We start from the raw sequence: 18258 nt of genomic DNA, 5'->3' as shown, positions 1-18258 counted from the left end.
TTATGCATTTAAACCGTTATCAATGAAATTTAACACCAAAATCATACATGGAGGGCAAGAGCACGATTTAGCATATAATGCCGTAGTGTCACCGATTTACCAAACGTCTACTTATTCACAGTCTACACCAGGTGGGCACAAAGGATATCAATATTCTAGGTCAGCGAACCCTACACGTTATGCTTTAGAAAAAGCCTTTGCAAGTTTAGAAAATGGTAAGTATGGTTTAGCGTTTAGTTCTGGTTTAGCTGCAATTGATGCTGTACTAAAATTGTTAAAGCCAGGTGATGAGGTTATCTCTACCGTAGATTTGTACGGTGGTACCTACCGGCTGTTTACCAATATATATGAAGATTTCGGAATAAAATTTCATTTGGTAGGGATGAAAAACCCGAATACTATAAAAGATTTTATTACGCCTAACACTAAGTTAATTTGGGTAGAAACACCAACAAATCCTATACTCAGTATTATAGACGTTATGGAAGTTTCAAAAATTGCAAAAGCACATCATATTCTACTTGCGGTAGATAATACGTTTGCAACACCATATTTACAACAACCTTTAGATTTAGGAGCAGACATTGTTATGCATTCTGCAACAAAGTACTTAAGTGGTCATAGTGATGTTGTATTAGGAGGTTTGGTGGTTAAGGATAAGGATTTAGCGGATAGACTTTATTTTATTCAAAATGCAAGTGGCGCTATTTGCGGTCCACAAGATGCGTTTTTAGTATTAAGAGGTCTAAAAACATTGCATGTTAGGATGCAGCGCCATTGCGAAAATGCTAAGACAGTAGCAGAATATTTAAATACCCACCCTAAGATTGAAAATGTCTATTGGCCAGGTTTAAAAAGTCACCATAATCATCATATTGCAGAATCTCAAATGCATGATTTTGGTGGTGTCGTCTCTTTTAGTACTAAGGGTAATGATTATAATGCTGCTGTTAAAATTGTTGAAAATCTTAAAATTTTTACATTGGCAGAATCACTTGGTGGAGTAGAGTCTTTAGCTAATCATTCTGCAAGTATGTCGCATGTGAGTGTGCCAAAAGTTGAACGCGAAAAAATTGGAGTTTTAGACTCTTTAATACGCTTAAGTGTTGGTATTGAAGATAAAACAGATATTATTACAGATTTAAAAAATGCGATAGGTTAATCTAAATAATAGATATAGCCAAAGTTTAACCACACGTTCCAATCATTATTTTTGTTAGAGGCCAGTTTGTGATCTAAGCCATCAATAAAATCATTAAAATAATATTGACCTCTTAATTCTACAAACAAATCAGAAAGTATAGAAAGTTTATACCGAGTACCTATGCTTGCTACTACAGACCACGTCGTTCCGTTTTCATCACTAACAAAGGGATCTCCGCCCGAAGCAGCATCCCATAAATTATAGAAATTGTCGTTATTGTTTGGGTTACCATCACCAAAAGTTGTTGCTACAGTAGGGTTATAAGATACAAAATGTGCACCTGCTGCAAAAAACGGAGCAAAAGCATATGCACCTGCAGAAAATGCTCTAATACTTAGCGGAAAATATTCTAGCTGCATACCAATATCCCAATTTTGAGATTCGCCAGTATGGCTTCTTAGTTGTTGTGCTTCTTCGGTTTGTCTGTCCTCATCTACCCATTTACCAACATGTTCTAACTTCGTTTGGTTCCAAGAAATTTCTGTTCTTAATTTAAAATGATCGTTAAAGTAGTTGTTAGTGGTGTAACAGTTACAATCAGCCCGGTAAGCAAAATTGATATAGTGCACAATCCCTACGGCAATACCTGTATTAGCTGCATTGGTTTCAAAATCATTTCTTACACCAAAATCAGATTTAAATGCAATGGGACCCACAAAAGCACCAATTTCATGAGAAAAGCCCAATTGTGCATGGCTATGTTCTACTGTAATAAGTAGAACAAACATCATAAGAATAGTGCCAATGTATTTTGTCATAGTATTAGGTATTGAAGCGCTTAGCCAACAAATATATAAAAACTCGACTAACTACAAAATAAAACGGATAAAATGCACAAATATTAAAAATAGAACTCATGTTTTTTAATTGATAGAATTTTGAAAAATAATTGAGAATATAAAAAAAATAAGTAATTATTTTTGCAGATAATTTATCTTTGCAACGTATAAATCATAATTTATTAACAATATTAATATGAAAGATAAAATCGAAGCTTTCCTAGAAGAGGTAAAAAAACGTAATGGACACGAGCCAGAATTCTTACAGGCTGTTCAGGAAGTTGCAGAAACAGTAATACCTTACATTATAGAACATGAAATATATCATGGTAAAAACATTCTTTTAAGAATGGTTGAGCCAGAACGATTAATTTCTTTTAGAGTGTCATGGGTAGACGATTCTGGAGAAATTCAGGTCAATAGAGGTTATAGAATTCAAATGAATTCTGCTATTGGCCCTTATAAAGGTGGTCTTCGTTTTCATCCCTCTGTAAATGCAAGTATTCTAAAGTTTTTAGCTTTTGAACAGGTGTTTAAAAACAGTTTAACAACATTGCCAATGGGTGGCGGTAAAGGAGGATCAGATTTTGATCCAAAGGGAAAATCTGACAACGAAATTATGCGTTTTTGCCATGCTTTTATGACTGAGTTATATAGACATATTGGGCATAATACGGATGTTCCAGCAGGAGATATTGGTGTTGGAGCCAGAGAAATTGGATTTATGTTTGGGATGTATAAAAAATTAAATAATACGTTTACAGGTGTTTTAACTGGTAAAGGGCAATCTTGGGGTGGATCTTTAATTAGACCAGAAGCTACAGGTTACGGAACTGTATATTTTGCAGAAAATATGCTAAAAATTAAAAATGATTCTTTTAAAGGAAAATCGGTTGTAATTTCTGGTTCTGGTAATGTAGCGCAATACGCTGCAGAAAAAGCGATAGAGCTTGGAGCTACTGTATTAACGTTATCTGATTCTGGTGGTTATGTTATTGATGAGGAAGGTATCGATACCGAGAAATTAGAGTTTGTAATGCACCTTAAAAATGTAAAACGCGGACGAATTAGTGAATATGTAGATGAATACCCAAATGCGAAGTACGTAGCTGATGAGCGTCCATGGTCTGTAAAATGTGATATTGCTTTGCCGTGTGCAACCCAAAACGAATTAAATGGTGAAGAAGCTAAAGCATTAATTGATAACGGTTGCATTTGCGTTTCTGAAGGAGCAAATATGCCGTCTACACCAGAGGCTATACATGAGTTTCAGAATGCGAAAATACTATTTGCACCTGGTAAAGCTTCAAATGCAGGAGGAGTTGCAACGTCTGGTTTAGAGATGAGTCAAAACTCTTTACGACTTAGCTGGAGCAGAAAAGAGGTGGACGAAAGGCTAAAGGATATTATGGAAGATATTCATGATTCTTGCGTTAAATACGGTAAAAATGATGACGGATCAATAGATTATATAAAAGGTGCTAACATTGCTGGTTTTGTTAAAGTAGCAGATGCTATGTTGGCACAAGGTGTTGTATAAATTAATTAGTCCTATAAATTATAAGCTTCTTCGGTTTCTGAAGGAGCTTTTTTTTAGCACTAATATATGATGAAGCTGATATTATCGTTACTATATAATATATTTGAACAAACTAAAATGTAATGTATAATAAACTATTAATAATAATTGTTTTAGTTATTGCTTTGCCTTTAAGAATGTCATCCCAAGACTTTTCAACCTTGTGGCAAGCACATTTTTCATATAGAGATATTGTTGATGTTGTTGAAGGCGAGGATAAAATTTATGCTGCGGCTCAAAATGCTGTTTTTAAATACGATGTAGCTACCGGAAACATAGAAACTATTACAACTGTAGAAGGTTTATCTGGCGAACAAATAACAACTATAGCTTACAGTAAAGCATTTCAATATTTAATAATAGGTTACCAAACAGGTCTTATAGAAGTGTACTCAGAAACTGATGGCTCGGTGCTCTCTATTGTAGATATTTTAGAAAAACAAAACATAACACCCATTAATAAACGCATTAATCATTTTTTTGAAAATGAAGGTTTGGTATATATTTCATCAGATTTTGGAATATCTGTTTATGACTTGCAAGGATTAGAGTTTGGTGATACTTATTTTTTGGGTAATGGTGGAGAACAAATAAGTGTAAAGCAAGTCTCTGTTTTAAACGGAACTATATACGCAGCATGTCTTAATAATAACGGAATTAAAAGTGGTAGTATAAATAATCCAAATCTTATAGATTTTGCACAATGGCAAACCTTAATTACAGGCGATTTTTTTACCATAGATGCTGTAGGAGATAAACTTTATTCTGTAAGATCAAATAGAGTTTTATATGAGATTGATGGAGCAACGTTAAACACATTATTTACATTCCCGGTGTTACCATCAGACTCTGAAGTGGTAGAAAACAACTACATTGTTTCAACAACCAATAATGTTTATCTTTACGATGAGACGATTCAATTAATTAATAGTTTTCAACCTAATACAGATTTTAATACTGTATTTACATCTGCAACTCTACTCAACAACACTATTTACATAGGCTCGAGAGACTTTGGTGTTTTACAAAGTGCTGTAACAGACAATACATTTTATACAGAAATAAAACCAAACGGACCTTTATTTAATGAAGTTTTTAGAATTGACGCAGAGACTGACGTAGTTTGGACAAGTTTTGGTGATTATACAGAATCTTTTAATCCAGCACCATTTAGATCTAGAGGTTTAAGTTATTTAAGAGAAGATGAGTGGTTTAGTATACCTTTTGACAGTGTTTTTGGCGCAAGAAATTTATCAGAAATATCTACAAACCCTTTTAATCCTAGGCAATTATTTGTAAGCTCTTGCCAAGATGGTATTTTAGAGCTAGGTGATTTTGAACCCATTATACTATACAATGAAGACAATAGCGGTTTAGAGTCTCTAATATTACCAGGGTCACCAGATTTTACCAGTATAAGAGTTACGGCCTCTGCCTTTGACCGAAATGGTTTGTTATGGTCCCTAACAGCTAGATCTCCCAATCCTCTCAAATCATATAATCCAAATACAGGAAATTGGCAAGGCTATGATTTTTCTGAAATTATAGAAGATGATTTAACTGATGAGTTTGGGTTTTATGATATCGCAATAGATAATAACGGTACTAAATGGATAGGTGGTTATTTTAAAGGACTCTATGCTTATAACGAAAGCCAACTAGATAATCCTATAAAAACTTTAAGTAGTGAAGAACAAAATTTACCCTTTCCAAGAGTAACGGCTTTAGAGATTGATAGCAGAAATCAGCTATGGGTTGGTACATTTCAAGGCTTAAGAGTGTTGTTTAACACTGCAGGTTTTTTTGATGATCCTAACCCAACATTGCGTTCAATAATTATTTTAGAAGATGGCATTCCTAAAGAATTATTAGAAGGGCAAACCATTTCAGATATCGAAGCAGACGGATCAAACAATAAATGGGTAGGTACTGTAGATTCTGGAGTTTTTTATTTTTCGCCAGATGGACAAAATACTATTTATCATTTTACAACAGACAACTCTCCTTTGCCATCTAATAGGATTAGTGATATTTCTATAGATCCAAATAATGGCGAAGTTTATATTGCCACGACCAAGGGTATGTTGTCATTTAATGCTGGTGGATCTAGGCCAGAGGATACTTTAGAAAATGCCTATGCATACCCTAATCCTGTACGGCCAGAATATGATATACTGGGTTTTAACGATCTAAACGATATTAATAAAGGCATAAAAATTAGCGGTCTCACAGAGAATGTTAATATAAAGATTACAGATATTGAAGGTAATTTGGTTGCAGAAGCACAATCTAATATTAATTTAAGATCTTCTAGTGCAAATTATAATTTTGCAATAGATGGTGGTACAGCTATTTGGAACGGAAAAAATCTAGCCAACTCGGTCGTAAGAACAGGTGTGTACTTAGCAATGATATCAGATTTAGATTCTTTTGAAACTAAGGTTATAAAAATTCTTGTAGTAAGATAAGCATGGTTGCACAGAATAATGCTATTGTCCTTTCTAAGCTAAAATACAAGGATTACGATCTTATTGTAAAATGTTATACAGAACAGCGAGGAGTAGTTAGTTATATACTCCGTGGCATACTTAAATCTAAAAAGAGCCATTCTAAAACCGTGTATTTTCAGGTTTTATCTCAGCTTCAATTAATAGAAAATTATAAACCTAATACTTCACTTCACTCCATTAAAGAAGTGAAACTAAATTGTATTTATAAGAGTCTTCATAATAATATTTATAAGAGTGCTATTGTTTTATTTTTGAGTGAAATTTTAGCAAATGTTCTAAAGGAAGAAGAGAAAAATGAAAGTTTATATCATTATTTAGAAACTGCGTTTCAATATCTCGATAGTGAAGATCAGTTTTCAAATTTTCATCTTTTATTTTTATTAAAGTTAACGCGCTATTTGGGTTTTCAACCAGACCAAAACAACTTAGAGTATCCATTTTTTAATCTAAAATCTGGTGTTTTTGAAATGCGAGATACGGATGTATATTCTATTTCTGGTCAAACTTTAACACTGTTAAAAGCGCTATTGGGCACAAATTTTGATGCCCTTCATACTATTAAAATTAATGCCAAACAAAGACAGGATTTTTTAAATATGTTATTGTTTTATTTTGAGTTACATTTGGATGGCTATAAAAAGCCAAAATCACTGCAAGTACTCAATGATGTTTTTCATTGATAGATTTTACCAAGGATTTAATGAAGATGTATAAAAATGTGAAATACGGTTTAGCCATAAGTATTATTCTATTCTTGTTTTTTCAAATTGGATGGTCACAAACGATAAGGGTACTGGAGGTAAATACAAATGAGCCTATACCTGGTGTTGCAGTATACAACCTAAAAAAAACGAAATATAAAGTTACGGACATTAATGGTGAAGCTAATATAGATAAATTTAATCCTCGTGAAATTTTATATTTTCAGAACCTCCTATATGATAAATTACAATTACGAAAATTTGAAATTACAGAACGCAGTAATACTGTTTATTTAACACCACGCGTAGAAGGGCTAGATCAAATCGTAATCTCTGTTTCAAAATTTGAGCAAAGCAAACGCGATATTCCTCAAACCATAGTCAGCGTTAATGCCAAAGATATTGCATTGGCAAATCCTCAAACCAGTGCAGATGTTTTAAATACTACAGGAAATATATTTATACAGAAAAGTCAGTTAGGAGGAGGTAGTCCTATGATTAGAGGGTTTTCTACAAATAGGCTACTAATTACTGTAGATGGCGTAAGAATGAATAACGCTATTTTTAGAGGAGGAAATCTTCAAAATGTAATTTCTATAGACCCACTTTCTATACAAAATATTGAAGTTACACTTGGCGCAGGTTCTGTGGTTTATGGCAGTGATGCTATTGGAGGTGTTATGAGTTTTTATACAAAAAAACCAGAGTTATCGTATAAAGATGAAGTCTTACTAAAAGGGAATGCCTTGTTGAGATATGCTAGTGCTAACCATGAAAAAACAGGGCATTTTGATTTTAATATAGGCTATAAAAAATGGGCTTTTTTAACCAATGTAAGTTATACGGATTTCGACGATTTAAGGATGGGTAGCCATGGACCAGATGATTATTTAAGATCAGAATTTGTGATGAGACAAAATAATGAAGACGTTATTGTTTCTAATACTAATCCTAAAATCCAAAAGTTTACAGGTTATAGCCAAATTAATCTAATGCAAAAAGTACATTATGAGCCTTCGGATAATTTAAACTACGACTTAGGCTTATATTATACCTCAACGTCTGATTACCCAAGATATGATAGGCTATTACGTCCAAGAGGGGAGACCTTACGTTCTGCAGAATGGCAATACGCGCCTCAGCAGTGGTTTATGGGAAACATACAGGTTACCAAAACAAGTAGTAGTTCTAATTTATACAATAAAATACAAGCAACAGCAGCGTTTCAAAATTTTAAGGAAGGGAGAAGAGATCGCGATTTTCAATCTCCACTGCGAGAGTTGAGGGACGAAAATGTTGATGCCATTTCTTTTAATTTAGATTTAGAAAAAAAGTTGAGCTCTAAAACAGCACTTTTTTACGGTTTAGAATATTTATATAATAAAGTAGGTTCTACGGCAAAAGAAGAAAATATAGATACCAACACCAGTACGCCTAACGTAACCCGTTATCCTAACGGTACAACTTGGCAGTCTATGGCAGCGTACACAAGTTTAAAATACAAGCCAAATAAGGAGTTTGTTTTTCAATCAGGATTAAGATATAATTATGTAATTTCAAAAGCAGATTTCACAGAAAATAACACCTTTTTAAATTTACCGTTTAGCGACACAAAATTAAGCACAGGAGCATTAACTGGTACTGCTGGTATAACCTGGTTACCAAGCAAAATGATGCAGTGGAAATTAAATGCTTCAACTGCCTTTAGGGCTCCAAACATAGATGATATAGGTAAAGTTTTTGATTCAGAACCTGGTGCTGTAGTTGTCCCTAACAATAAGCTTAAGGCTGAGTATGCTATTGGTGGAGAATTTGGGTTAGTTTTAAATTTTGATGATAAAGTTGTTATAGATTTGGCAACGTACTATACGTTTTTAGATAATGCATTAATACGACGAGAGTTTGAATTAAATGGCGAATCCGAAATTATTTACGATGGTGAACTAAGTACCATACAGGCTATTCAAAATGCATCTAAGGCTTCGATTTATGGGTTTGAGGCTGGTGTAGAAGTCAATTTTTCTAAAAAATGGCAATTACGATCTCAATATAATATTATTGGAGGTACAGAAGATAATAATGGCATAGAGGTGCCTGTGAGACATGTGGCACCAAATTTTGGAAGAACACACCTTACGTGGAAATCAAAAAAAATACTGTTTGATGCGTTTTTAGTGTATAATAACGAATTGTCATTTTTGGATTTAGCACCTTCTGAATTGTCTAAAGATTACTTATATGCCTTAGATGCTGATGGTAATCCGTATTCCCCATCATGGTATACGTTAAATTTTAGAACGCAATATCAGTGGCATAATAAATTAGCGCTTACTGTCAGTTTAGAGAATATAACGGACCAAAGGTATAGACCATATTCGTCTGGTATATCTGGTGCTGGGATTAATGCTATACTAGCGCTTAAATATGCTTTTTAAAAAAGCAACGCTGTTTTTAAATAATTACAGACTAAAACTTAACGCTGCTTTATCGCTTTTTTGCTAATAACTAGGCCGTTAGACAAGGTTACTTTGGCAATGTATGCAGTATTACTAAGCTTAGATAAATTATATGTTTCTTTAGGACTGTTGCCTTTTAAATTATAAATAGATCTTCCTAAAACGTCTAATAACTGAACATTAGTAATGTTTAAATTAGCGTTAATTTTAAACTGAACCTCACCATTATTCAGTTCTGTAATTACGAGATCGTTAGAATTTAAACTAGCATCTTTAATTGATAACGCTTCGGTATTAAATACGATGTTAAAACGATTAGAAAATTCTCCAGAATCTGACGTAAAATTATAATCAGACACTTTTAGATCGTGGATAGTATTTAAAAGATTATCTTTTAGATAAATATTATTACTATTCAAAAAAGCTCCTTCTAATTGCGCCAGTGAGATAGAAAAGATTGTTGGTGAATTAATATCATTTTTAAATCCTAGATTGATAATTTCGTCAGCATTAATGTCTAAAGGGCTTTTACATTGAATAACAAATTCATTCTCATCATTAGTAACTTTAGAATATAGTTTTGCAAGAGTTCTGGAAGATGCGTTACGCTTTACATCGTAATAAGTACCGTCATTGTTTTCTGTAGCGCCATCCATATAAGCCACCGCAATTTGATTAAAAACACCATTATCTGATGTTAAGTTAACCCAAAGGATTTCTCTGTAATTTCTTTGGGTAGTGTCTGTGTTTCTAAAAAATTGATTGTTGTCTCCAGTAACACGCATAGCATTATTAAAAACTACATTAGTACCGCTAAGCGCTTCTACAAAGAAGCCTTGCCCAGAGGCAACATAGTTTGTTGGTATAATACCAGATGCACCAGCTGTATTGACACCGCTAGCAGATATAATAGCATAGTCAGCACTAGAGAAATTTTCACTATCATTCCCTGAAGCATTTGCATCTAAAGCAGTGGCTTGGCTCCATAGATATATGTTATCAACAACACCAGTATTGGCCGAAAAGAAGACTTGCGTATCAATAGCACTAGGATAAGGGTTGCCTATAAAGTTCCAGTCCTGGTAAACTCCACCGCTGGCATTAGATAGTGTTGATTGTATGATGCCGTTATTAAAATCTCCTTCAAAAGTAAATACTTGTTGCCCAGGAAATAAGCCAGAAGGACTTGCAGTAGTTGCATAACCTACACCAGGTTCCATGGTGCCAGATGCAGCTTGCCATGCGTTACCGTCATCGTCAATGCCATCTTGGCCTGGTATAAACGTACCTGTGTTATCAATCTCATCTTGTAGATCTACAAAGTTTGCGGCATTAAAAGAAAAACGCCTGCTCGTTGGTACTGTTGCAAATGTGTCTTCAATGGTTTCACCAGTTACTGGAGAACTCCAATAGGTGTATTCTAAAGCGGTGTTTAAAACAGAGGTTTGTTTCTGTAAAATAATAGTACCAGTGGTGCTATTTACGCTCGTGTCACTTATTTGAACAACAGAGCCCTGAGGGTCAACAATGATTGTTCCTTCGGTAATAATTTCATTAGTTACGTTAATAAAACTGTTATCAGTTACAATGAGTGTAGTACCATCACTCACGGATAAATTACATGCATTAATATTGCCATTAGTACCTGTATTAAAATTTGCGTTTAATACAACGGCTTCATTTAGAGTTGGTAATGTGTTTTGAGGTGTGCCATCACTCCAATTCCAATTTGTACCATCCCAAGTTACTTCTGTAGCACAGGCAACGCAACTATAAGTACAACCGTCTATTATATTTAGTCTTGCATTACTAAGGTTCCAATTTGTAGCAGAGGATACTGCATTTAAGATAGCAGATGTTTCTGTTGTGGTAGAACAATCATAAACTGCATTGTCAATATTTCCTAAATCTAAGGCATTTATGCCATCTGTAAGACCTACAGGTAATGCGCTAGAATTAGCTGCTGTAGCCTCTGACCAGCCAGCTGCAGAAAAATTTACTGCATAAATAAAGGTTGGTGAGTCTTCTAAACCTTGGTAAGCTAAAATTTGGTCTCCCGTGGCGGCTAAAGCAAAACTCCCAGACCTTGTAATAACACCAAAAGATGCTGATACAGGTGGTGTTGCTATAAAATTTATTTCAGTACCGCATGGTAAATCGGAAGTAGCGGTCCATGTTGCAATACCTTCATTACCTCTAAATTCACCAGTAGAAACCCAACCACTATCGGTAAATTTTAATTCGGTATTAGCAAGTATATCAGTTAATAAAACAAAGGTGACTTCATCTGGGTTATCAGAATTAAAACCCGTAATAACGATATCTCCACTTGTTAATGTCGTTTGGCTAAATACAGCTATAAAACCACTTAAAAAAAGAATTAGAAGTAAGTAATATTTTTTCATTAAAATGGATTCTTTAATTTTGATACCGATATAAGGCATCAATTCTACTAATAAAGATACATATTAATTAGCTAATTGGTCCTTATTAAGATATTTGAATCCACAAAAAACATATACTGTCGATGAAGCACAAAAAATTTTAGAAAATTATTGTGCCTATCAAGAGCGTTGCCATAAGGAAGTGAAGACTAAATTAGTGCAAATGCGAATGATACCTCAAGCGATTGATCATATTTTAGCACATTTAATAACCCATAATTACCTTAATGAACAAAGGTTTGCAGAAGCTTTTGTGCGTGGAAAATTTAGAATAAAAAAGTGGGGAAAAAACAGAATACTAAGAGAGTTAAAATTTAGAGATATTTCTAAATATAGTATTGATGTAGCACTTAAAGAAATAGACTTAGATGATTATTACGCAACTTTAGATGCATTGGTTAAAAAGCGAATTAGCCAAGTTAAAGAAAAAAATAGCTACAAAAAGAAGAAGAAGGTCGCTGATTATTTACTCTATAGAGGCTGGGAGTCTCATCTTATTTATGATAAATTAAACGAATATTTATAAAAAAGCCGTTTCAAATAAATGAAAAGGCTTTCTATATTTTTTTAGATTATCCTAAAAACTAGCGCAGTTATTTCTTTATTTTATCTGTTTTAGTATTCTGAAATACTGAAATAACTTGCGCTTTGGAGAGTTTAGTAATACACTAACTATAAATTAAAGCTTGCACCTATATTTATAGTAAATTGATTATAAAATAAATCTATTTGATCATCATACTTTGCAAAAGGAAATGCTGCTTCTGTATAGACACCAAAGCCTTCAGAAAAGAAATAACGTGCTCCTAAATGGCCGCCAAAATTTTTAGTGCTTAAGCTTAAACCAGGATAGAAATCAAAATTTTCATCTACATTAAGTACGCTCCCTAAGTTGGCATTAAATCTTGCTTTTAAATCAAAACGATCTCCAAAATCTACAATTTTTGTTAATGCATCATCAATACCTAAGGCGTAAGAGGTTGATATACCAATAGAAATATTTTCTCCTAGTCCATAATCATAAGTGAGGTTAATACCAGTGGCTTCGTTTTGAAAATTAGCTCCAACCTGAAATTTTTGATCTCCTTTACCCTTAAACGCTTGAGAATTTCCAAGAGTAAATGCAAATAATGCTACTATTAATACAATGTTTTTCATGTGTTTAGTTTTTTGATTAAAAGGTCTTACTCGTTTGCTGAGTTGAGTTTAAAAATGTGGGCAAATATACAAATTTAGATACCTGTCTTCATTGTTATGGTAAAAGAATATTAAACGAAACGATTTGTGTTGGTAATTGCTTTTTCGTTTTTCCAATCAATCCATTTTTGCCCTTTTAAACGTCGCATTATATTATCATAGTTACGCATTATAAATATATTATAAAGCGCTTTGCCTAGGTTTTTAGGGTTTCTGGCAATAGCTCGTAAACTCATTGAAAAACCAGGTGTTATGTAGCGCATATAGTGCCAGTAACCTTCTGGCATGTATAAAACTTCACCATGGTTTAAATCGCAGACCCAGCCTTGAGCATGTTTTAGAGCAGGCCATTTTTTAAAATCGGGATTGGCAAAATCAATATCCTCTCTCGTAATTAAAGAATGTGGGACTTTATATAAGTATTTATTCTGTTTTTGATCAAATAGGATGCATTGTTTTTTACCCTCAAAATGAAAGTGAAATATATTAGCCAAATCAATATCATAATGCATAAAGGTGTAAGAATCTGTTCCGCCAAAAAATAACATCGGCAACCCTTTCATAAGTCTTAAACCAAAGTCAGGATAGCTGTAGTCTTTTTGAAGTTGCGGCACTTCTTTTAAAATATTCCAAAGAAAAATTCTAAATTTTGTTGGTTTGCGTTTCAATAAATCCACGTAATCACTCATTTTCATGGTAGCATGTGCTTCATTAAAACCATCTTTATAATCTACAGGTCTATCATCATAAAGCGGTACAGTTTTGTTACCTGCAATCGCTTTCATGTAATCCAAATTCCATTTAGAGTAAGCTGGCCAATGGTCTATAAAACGCTCAATAACCACAGGTTTTTGTGGTTTAAAATAATGTTTTATAAAGTCGGCTTTAGTAATGGTCTCAACACGAGGTATGTCTTTAAGATTAAGTTTCAATTTTATTAACTTTAGGTACTCAAAGTTAATAAAACGTTGTGAGAATAGCTTATTATAAAAAGGCTAAATGTTGCCACTATTAGGTAGTGTACAGGTCAATAAAACTTTGAAATCAATGCTATATTTTCCGTAGTGATAGTATTTTAAGAAGTAATAAAATTGAATTATTACACCAAATACTTGGTCTTTCAGTATTATTTAGTTAGTTCCTTAGCCTTTTGTTTAGCTTCTTCATTTCGCTCAATTTTATGCTCAGGTCGGGACCATTTTGGTTTTTCACCCAAGGTTTGGTATTGCGAATCTTCAGCTTCAATAGTTTCTGGTTGCATCTTTTTGATGAATGGTTTTTGAGGATTTAAACCTAGAAGTTTAAACATTTCCATGTCCTCATTAACATCTGGGTTTGGAGTTGTTAACAGTTTGTCACCAGCAAAAATAGAATTTGCTCCAGCAAAAAAGCACATGGCTTGGCCTTCTCTAGTCATTTGGGTTCTTCCAGCAGATAATCGTACTTGAGTTTCTGGTAATACAATACGTGTAGTTGCTACCATGCGTACCATATCCCAAATAGAAACAGGTTTTTGATCTTCTAAAGGTGTTCCTTCAACAGCAACTAATGCATTAATTGGTACAGACTCTGGTTGCGGATTTAAAGTGGTAAGTGCAACTAGCATTCCTGCTCTGTCTTCTTCCTTTTCACCCATACCGATTATTCCACCAGAACATACGGTAACATTTGTTTTACGAACATTATCTATAGTTTTAAGCCGGTCTTCAAATCCTCGAGTAGAAATAACTTCTTTATAGTATTCTTCCGAAGAATCTAAATTATGGTTGTAGGCATATAATCCGGCTTCTGCTAATCGTTTGGCCTGATTTTCAGTAACCATTCCTAAGGTACAACAAACCTCCATATCGAGTTTGTTTATAGTACGCACCATTTCTAAAACCTGATTAAATTCAGGACCATCTTTTACATTTCTCCAAGCGGCACCCATGCAAACTCTAGAACTACCAGAAGATTTTGCACGCAAGGCTTGCGCTTTAACCTGCTGAACACTCATTAAATCGTTACCTTCAATATCTGTATGATAACGCGCTGCCTGTGGGCAATAGCCACAGTCTTCTGGGCAGCCACCAGTCTTTATCGATAACAATGTTGATACCTGAACGGTATTTGGATCATGATGTTTTCTATGAATGGTAGCTGCTTCGTAAAGCAACTCCATTAAAGGTTTATGGTATATATCGAGTATTTCTTCTTTGGTCCAGTTGTGTCTTACTTCGCTCATTTGGATTGATGTCTTGTTGAACAAAAATAGTTATAACCATTTAGATTCTCGTTCTGTAGCATCTAAAATATCAACATTTAATAATTGCGCAATTTCTTCTGCTACATTGAATGCTTCTTTTTTATCTTGAGTCCTAAATGATGTGATTTTTTTGTTTGTGTCATAAAACAGATTAACATGAATAACATCAAACGTTTCAGAAACACCAGGCTCATGGTCTACTCTTAAATTTGGATCTAAAGAAAACTCTTTAGTGCTAAAAACAGAAACGTACTCAATATCAGATAAGTCTTTCCATTTTCCAATTCTATGATTAAATAAGGACATAAAATTGCGATAAATTCTCTTTTGCAAATCTAGTTCAATGCCTTTTCTAAAGTAGAAGATTATGCTTCCTAAAGCAACCAACAAAATTCCATAATTGATACGATTGAAAACTAATAAAACTCCACAAATAATGAGAGTAGCAACGATTGCTATCTTCATAAATGAGTTTTTATTAGTACAAATCATAATCTAATATTTTTCTATTTTGAAAGTACAATAGAAACTGCATTACCACCAAATCCAACGGCATTGACCATAATTTTTGAAATCTTCGTTGGAAGCGGTTGCTCCAAGTACGGAATGTCAATAAATTTTTGATGGTTAAGCATAAGTATGGCCATTTCTATACTGAGCAGACCAGAAGCTCCAAGACTGTGACCAACTTTTAGTTTATTTGTGGTCAAAGCTGGGATTTCGTTACAAAAAATTGTTTGTATCGCATTAAATTCAGCCAAATCACCCTTAATTGTTCCTGGTGTATGTGTTACTATAATATCAATTTCTTCAGGCTTAATAGCTCCTAAAGCCATTCGCATAGATTTTTGAAAACATTCCGCATCCGTCGAGAGTGAAGCATTATGCTCTAGGAGTTCTGTACCATAGCCATAACCTTCAATAACCGCAATTGCATTATCTTTTTTGCCTTGTTCTAAACAAGCTACGACTGCAGCTTCACCTAGAATCATAGTGTTCTCAGTTTTATTAAGGTTTAGCGCTTGGCATGGACTAAACTTGAGGCTGTCAGGTCGAGCGTAGTCGAGACTTTCTGAGACCTCTCGACTATGCTCGAGGTGACCGTTATTTGATAATCTAGAATAAATTTTAAGGGCTTTCATTTGCGCAATAGTAAAAGGGGTTAACGGAGCTTCGCTACCACCAACTAAGAATTTATCGCACATGTTAGAATTAAGCCAAGCAATGCCATTAAGCATTGCGTGTAGTGCTGTAGAACAGGTTATAGAATGAGAAATTTCAGGACCATTGCTTTGCAAATCGTGTGCAATCCAAGATGAAATATTTCCAAGAGTTGTTGTAGGCGAACTCAAGGTTTCAGCCTTGTTTTTGTCTAAAAAGCTTTCAAAATATTTTTCAAATAAGCCCGTTGCGCCTCTAGAAGAACCTATATTGATTCCAAAGTTGTCTTCCGAAGTCCAATTAGCTTCTTTTACAGCTGTTCTTGCGCAGAACATCCCAAATAGCACGGAATCATCAAGTTGTTTATACTTGTTATTTGAATGTCTAAGTTTGTCTATTTCTTGTCTGGCACCTGCTGTTAGTTGAGCGACTAAATTGTCGTCTAGCTCTGAAAAAAAATGGGATTTTGAGAGGTAGTTGTTCCAAATATCACTTCGTGTAAATCCTAAGGCCGAAATCGATGAAATAGCAGTTATAGAAATGGGTTGAATCATATTTTTATATAAAACTTGTGTCACCTTGAGTGCAGTCGAAAGGATTTTTATGATGAAATTAAAATAGGTGTCGACTGTGCTTAACCTGACATTTAATTTAAACAAAAATAAGCTTAATACTTAAACTATATCTAATGCTTTTTGAATAGTTGAATACACTTTTTGTAATTCTTCTTCAGTAACTACATAAGGTGGTTGTATGTAAATGGTGTTACCTAATGGACGTAGAAACACACCGTTTTTCATAAAGAATACCAACAGTTTATCGCGCAAATCCCCATAACGTTCTGCAGTGGTATTTAGATCGATAGCTAATATCACTCCAATGCTTCGTGTAGATTTAACTTTTGGATGGTTCTGTATTTTTGATTCAAATGCTTTATGCGCATTTGCTATTCTCGTAATGTTATTTTGGATGGCATCAGATTGAAGTAACTCAATTGCAGCGATTGCAGCAGCACATGCAATTGGATTAGCAGAGTAGGTGTGGCAATGCATAAAACCAGTGGCAATAGATTCCCCTAAGAAGGCTTTGTAAATTGTTTCTGTGCAGGAGGTAATAGCCATTGGAACAAGACCTGCCGTTAGTGCCTTGCTTAAACAGATGATGTCTGGTTTAGTACTTACATGGTCTGAGGCAAAATATTTGCCTGTCTTACCAAAGCCTGTCATTACTTCATCAGCGATTGTTAATATGCCATTAGACTTAAAGCAATTTAAAATTTCATTTAAACCGTCACTATCATGAATTTTCATTCCTGCCGCACCTTGGACTAAAGGTTCATAGATAAAACCAGCAATTAAATCGCTCTCAATTATCGTTTGAATTTGATTTAAAATAGCTTCTGTATTGGTGCCATCAGGCACAGGAATACGATGAATAGTCATTAAGAAGTCCTCAAATGGCCCATTGTAAACAGAAAGGCTAGACATTGACATGGCTCCAAAAGTGTCTCCATGAAAACCATTTTCAAAAGCAATAAATGACGAACGCTTTTCTCCTTTGTTAAAATAGTATTGTAAGGCCATTTTAATAGCCGCTTCAACAGCCGTAGATCCATTGTCATTAAAGAAAATTCGGTTTTGGTTAACAGGAAGGATTTTAATAAGTGCCTCAGAAAGTTCAATGGCTGGTTGGTGTGTAAAGTCACTGAACATAATTTGATCTAGCGTTTTCATTTGCTCAGCAACCCTAGATGTAATGTAATCGTTGCAATGCCCAAACATACAAGTATACCAAGAGGAAATCGCATCTATATATGATTTCCCTTCCTCATCAAATAAATGACAGCCTTTGGCCTTTACAATTGCCAAACTATTAGGATGCGTTTGATGCTGCTTTAAAGGATGCCAAAGGTGTTTTTTGTCTCTTTCTTTCAGTGTCATATTTTGTCATGCTGAACTTGTTTCAGCATCTAATTGCTTAAT

Annotated in this window: 14 protein-coding genes; 6 read left to right on the top strand and 8 right to left on the bottom strand. The window is 34.2% G+C overall.

Going from position 1 to position 18258, the window contains the following annotated elements; translation table 11 throughout:
- Positions 1–22 precede the first annotated feature (22 nt).
- Positions 23–1162, top strand: coding sequence for a PLP-dependent aspartate aminotransferase family protein (locus Q0800_RS07080; RefSeq protein ID WP_299128572.1), 1140 nt, complete (start codon positions 23–25; stop codon positions 1160–1162).
- Here the strand turns inward: Q0800_RS07080 and Q0800_RS07075 are convergent.
- Positions 1159–1962 carry a glutamate dehydrogenase gene (locus tag Q0800_RS07075; protein WP_299128571.1) on the bottom strand — a complete coding sequence of 268 codons (804 nt, stop codon included), beginning with the start codon at positions 1960–1962 and terminating at the stop codon, positions 1159–1161. The two genes, Q0800_RS07080 and Q0800_RS07075, sit on opposite strands and share 4 nt — an antisense overlap.
- Before the next feature lie 217 nt (positions 1963–2179).
- Between Q0800_RS07075 and gdhA the strand changes: the two genes are divergently transcribed.
- From gdhA to Q0800_RS07055, 4 genes are all read left to right on the top strand, one after another.
- On the top strand, positions 2180–3523 hold the full coding sequence (gdhA, locus tag Q0800_RS07070) for an NADP-specific glutamate dehydrogenase (RefSeq protein WP_299128570.1): 1344 nt from the start codon (positions 2180–2182) through the stop codon (positions 3521–3523).
- Between the two features lie 122 nt (positions 3524–3645).
- Positions 3646–6030 (top strand): two-component regulator propeller domain-containing protein, encoded by a 2385-nt coding sequence (locus Q0800_RS07065; RefSeq protein ID WP_299128569.1) that lies wholly within the window; start codon positions 3646–3648, stop codon positions 6028–6030.
- A 2-nt stretch (positions 6031–6032) separates the two neighbouring features.
- Positions 6033–6752, top strand: a complete 720-nt coding sequence (gene recO, locus Q0800_RS07060) for a DNA repair protein RecO (RefSeq protein ID WP_299128568.1) — start codon at positions 6033–6035, stop codon at positions 6750–6752.
- Between the two features lie 20 nt (positions 6753–6772).
- Positions 6773–9208: a TonB-dependent receptor gene (locus tag Q0800_RS07055; protein ID WP_299128567.1), complete on the top strand. Its 2436-nt coding sequence runs from the start codon at positions 6773–6775 to the stop codon at positions 9206–9208.
- A 38-nt stretch (positions 9209–9246) separates the two neighbouring features.
- Here the strand turns inward: Q0800_RS07055 and Q0800_RS07050 are convergent, their stop codons facing one another.
- The gene (locus Q0800_RS07050; RefSeq protein WP_299128564.1) at positions 9247–11634 is read right to left on the bottom strand and encodes a hypothetical protein; all 2388 of its coding nucleotides are present in this window, start codon (positions 11632–11634) and stop codon (positions 9247–9249) included.
- A 94-nt stretch (positions 11635–11728) separates the two neighbouring features.
- On the opposite strand from Q0800_RS07050, the gene Q0800_RS07045 reads away from it, so the two are divergent.
- Entirely contained in the window at positions 11729–12199 is a 471-nt protein-coding gene (locus Q0800_RS07045; protein ID WP_299128562.1) for a regulatory protein RecX, read from the top strand.
- A 146-nt stretch (positions 12200–12345) separates the two neighbouring features.
- Here Q0800_RS07045 and Q0800_RS07040 read toward each other — a convergent pair whose 3' ends face one another.
- The 6 genes from Q0800_RS07040 to bioA all read right to left on the bottom strand — a co-directional run bounded on the left by Q0800_RS07040 (position 12346) and on the right by bioA (position 18216).
- Positions 12346–12831, bottom strand: coding sequence for a DUF6646 family protein (locus tag Q0800_RS07040; protein WP_299128560.1), 486 nt, complete (start codon positions 12829–12831; stop codon positions 12346–12348).
- A 110-nt stretch (positions 12832–12941) separates the two neighbouring features.
- Positions 12942–13802, bottom strand: a complete 861-nt coding sequence (locus tag Q0800_RS07035) for a cupin-like domain-containing protein (protein WP_299128558.1) — start codon at positions 13800–13802, stop codon at positions 12942–12944.
- 194 nt (positions 13803–13996) lie between these two features.
- A complete protein-coding gene (gene bioB / locus Q0800_RS07030) occupies positions 13997–15094 on the bottom strand; it encodes a biotin synthase BioB (RefSeq protein WP_299128556.1) in 1098 nt (365 codons plus the stop codon).
- Between the two features lie 30 nt (positions 15095–15124).
- Positions 15125–15580: a hypothetical protein gene (locus tag Q0800_RS07025; protein WP_299128554.1), complete on the bottom strand. Its 456-nt coding sequence runs from the start codon at positions 15578–15580 to the stop codon at positions 15125–15127.
- 41 nt (positions 15581–15621) lie between these two features.
- Positions 15622–16830, bottom strand: a complete 1209-nt coding sequence (locus Q0800_RS07020) for a beta-ketoacyl synthase N-terminal-like domain-containing protein (protein WP_299128553.1) — start codon at positions 16828–16830, stop codon at positions 15622–15624.
- Positions 16831–16950: 120 nt separating this feature from the next.
- On the bottom strand, positions 16951–18216 hold the full coding sequence (gene bioA, locus Q0800_RS07015; protein ID WP_299128552.1) for an adenosylmethionine--8-amino-7-oxononanoate transaminase: 1266 nt from the start codon (positions 18214–18216) through the stop codon (positions 16951–16953).
- Positions 18217–18258 lie beyond the last annotated feature (42 nt).

This window comes from uncultured Winogradskyella sp. (genome assembly GCF_937958655.1).
Lineage (GTDB): Bacteria > Bacteroidota > Bacteroidia > Flavobacteriales > Flavobacteriaceae > Winogradskyella.
The sequence above is the reverse complement of the archived record's forward strand: the minus strand, read 5'-3'. Positions and strand labels throughout refer to the sequence as shown.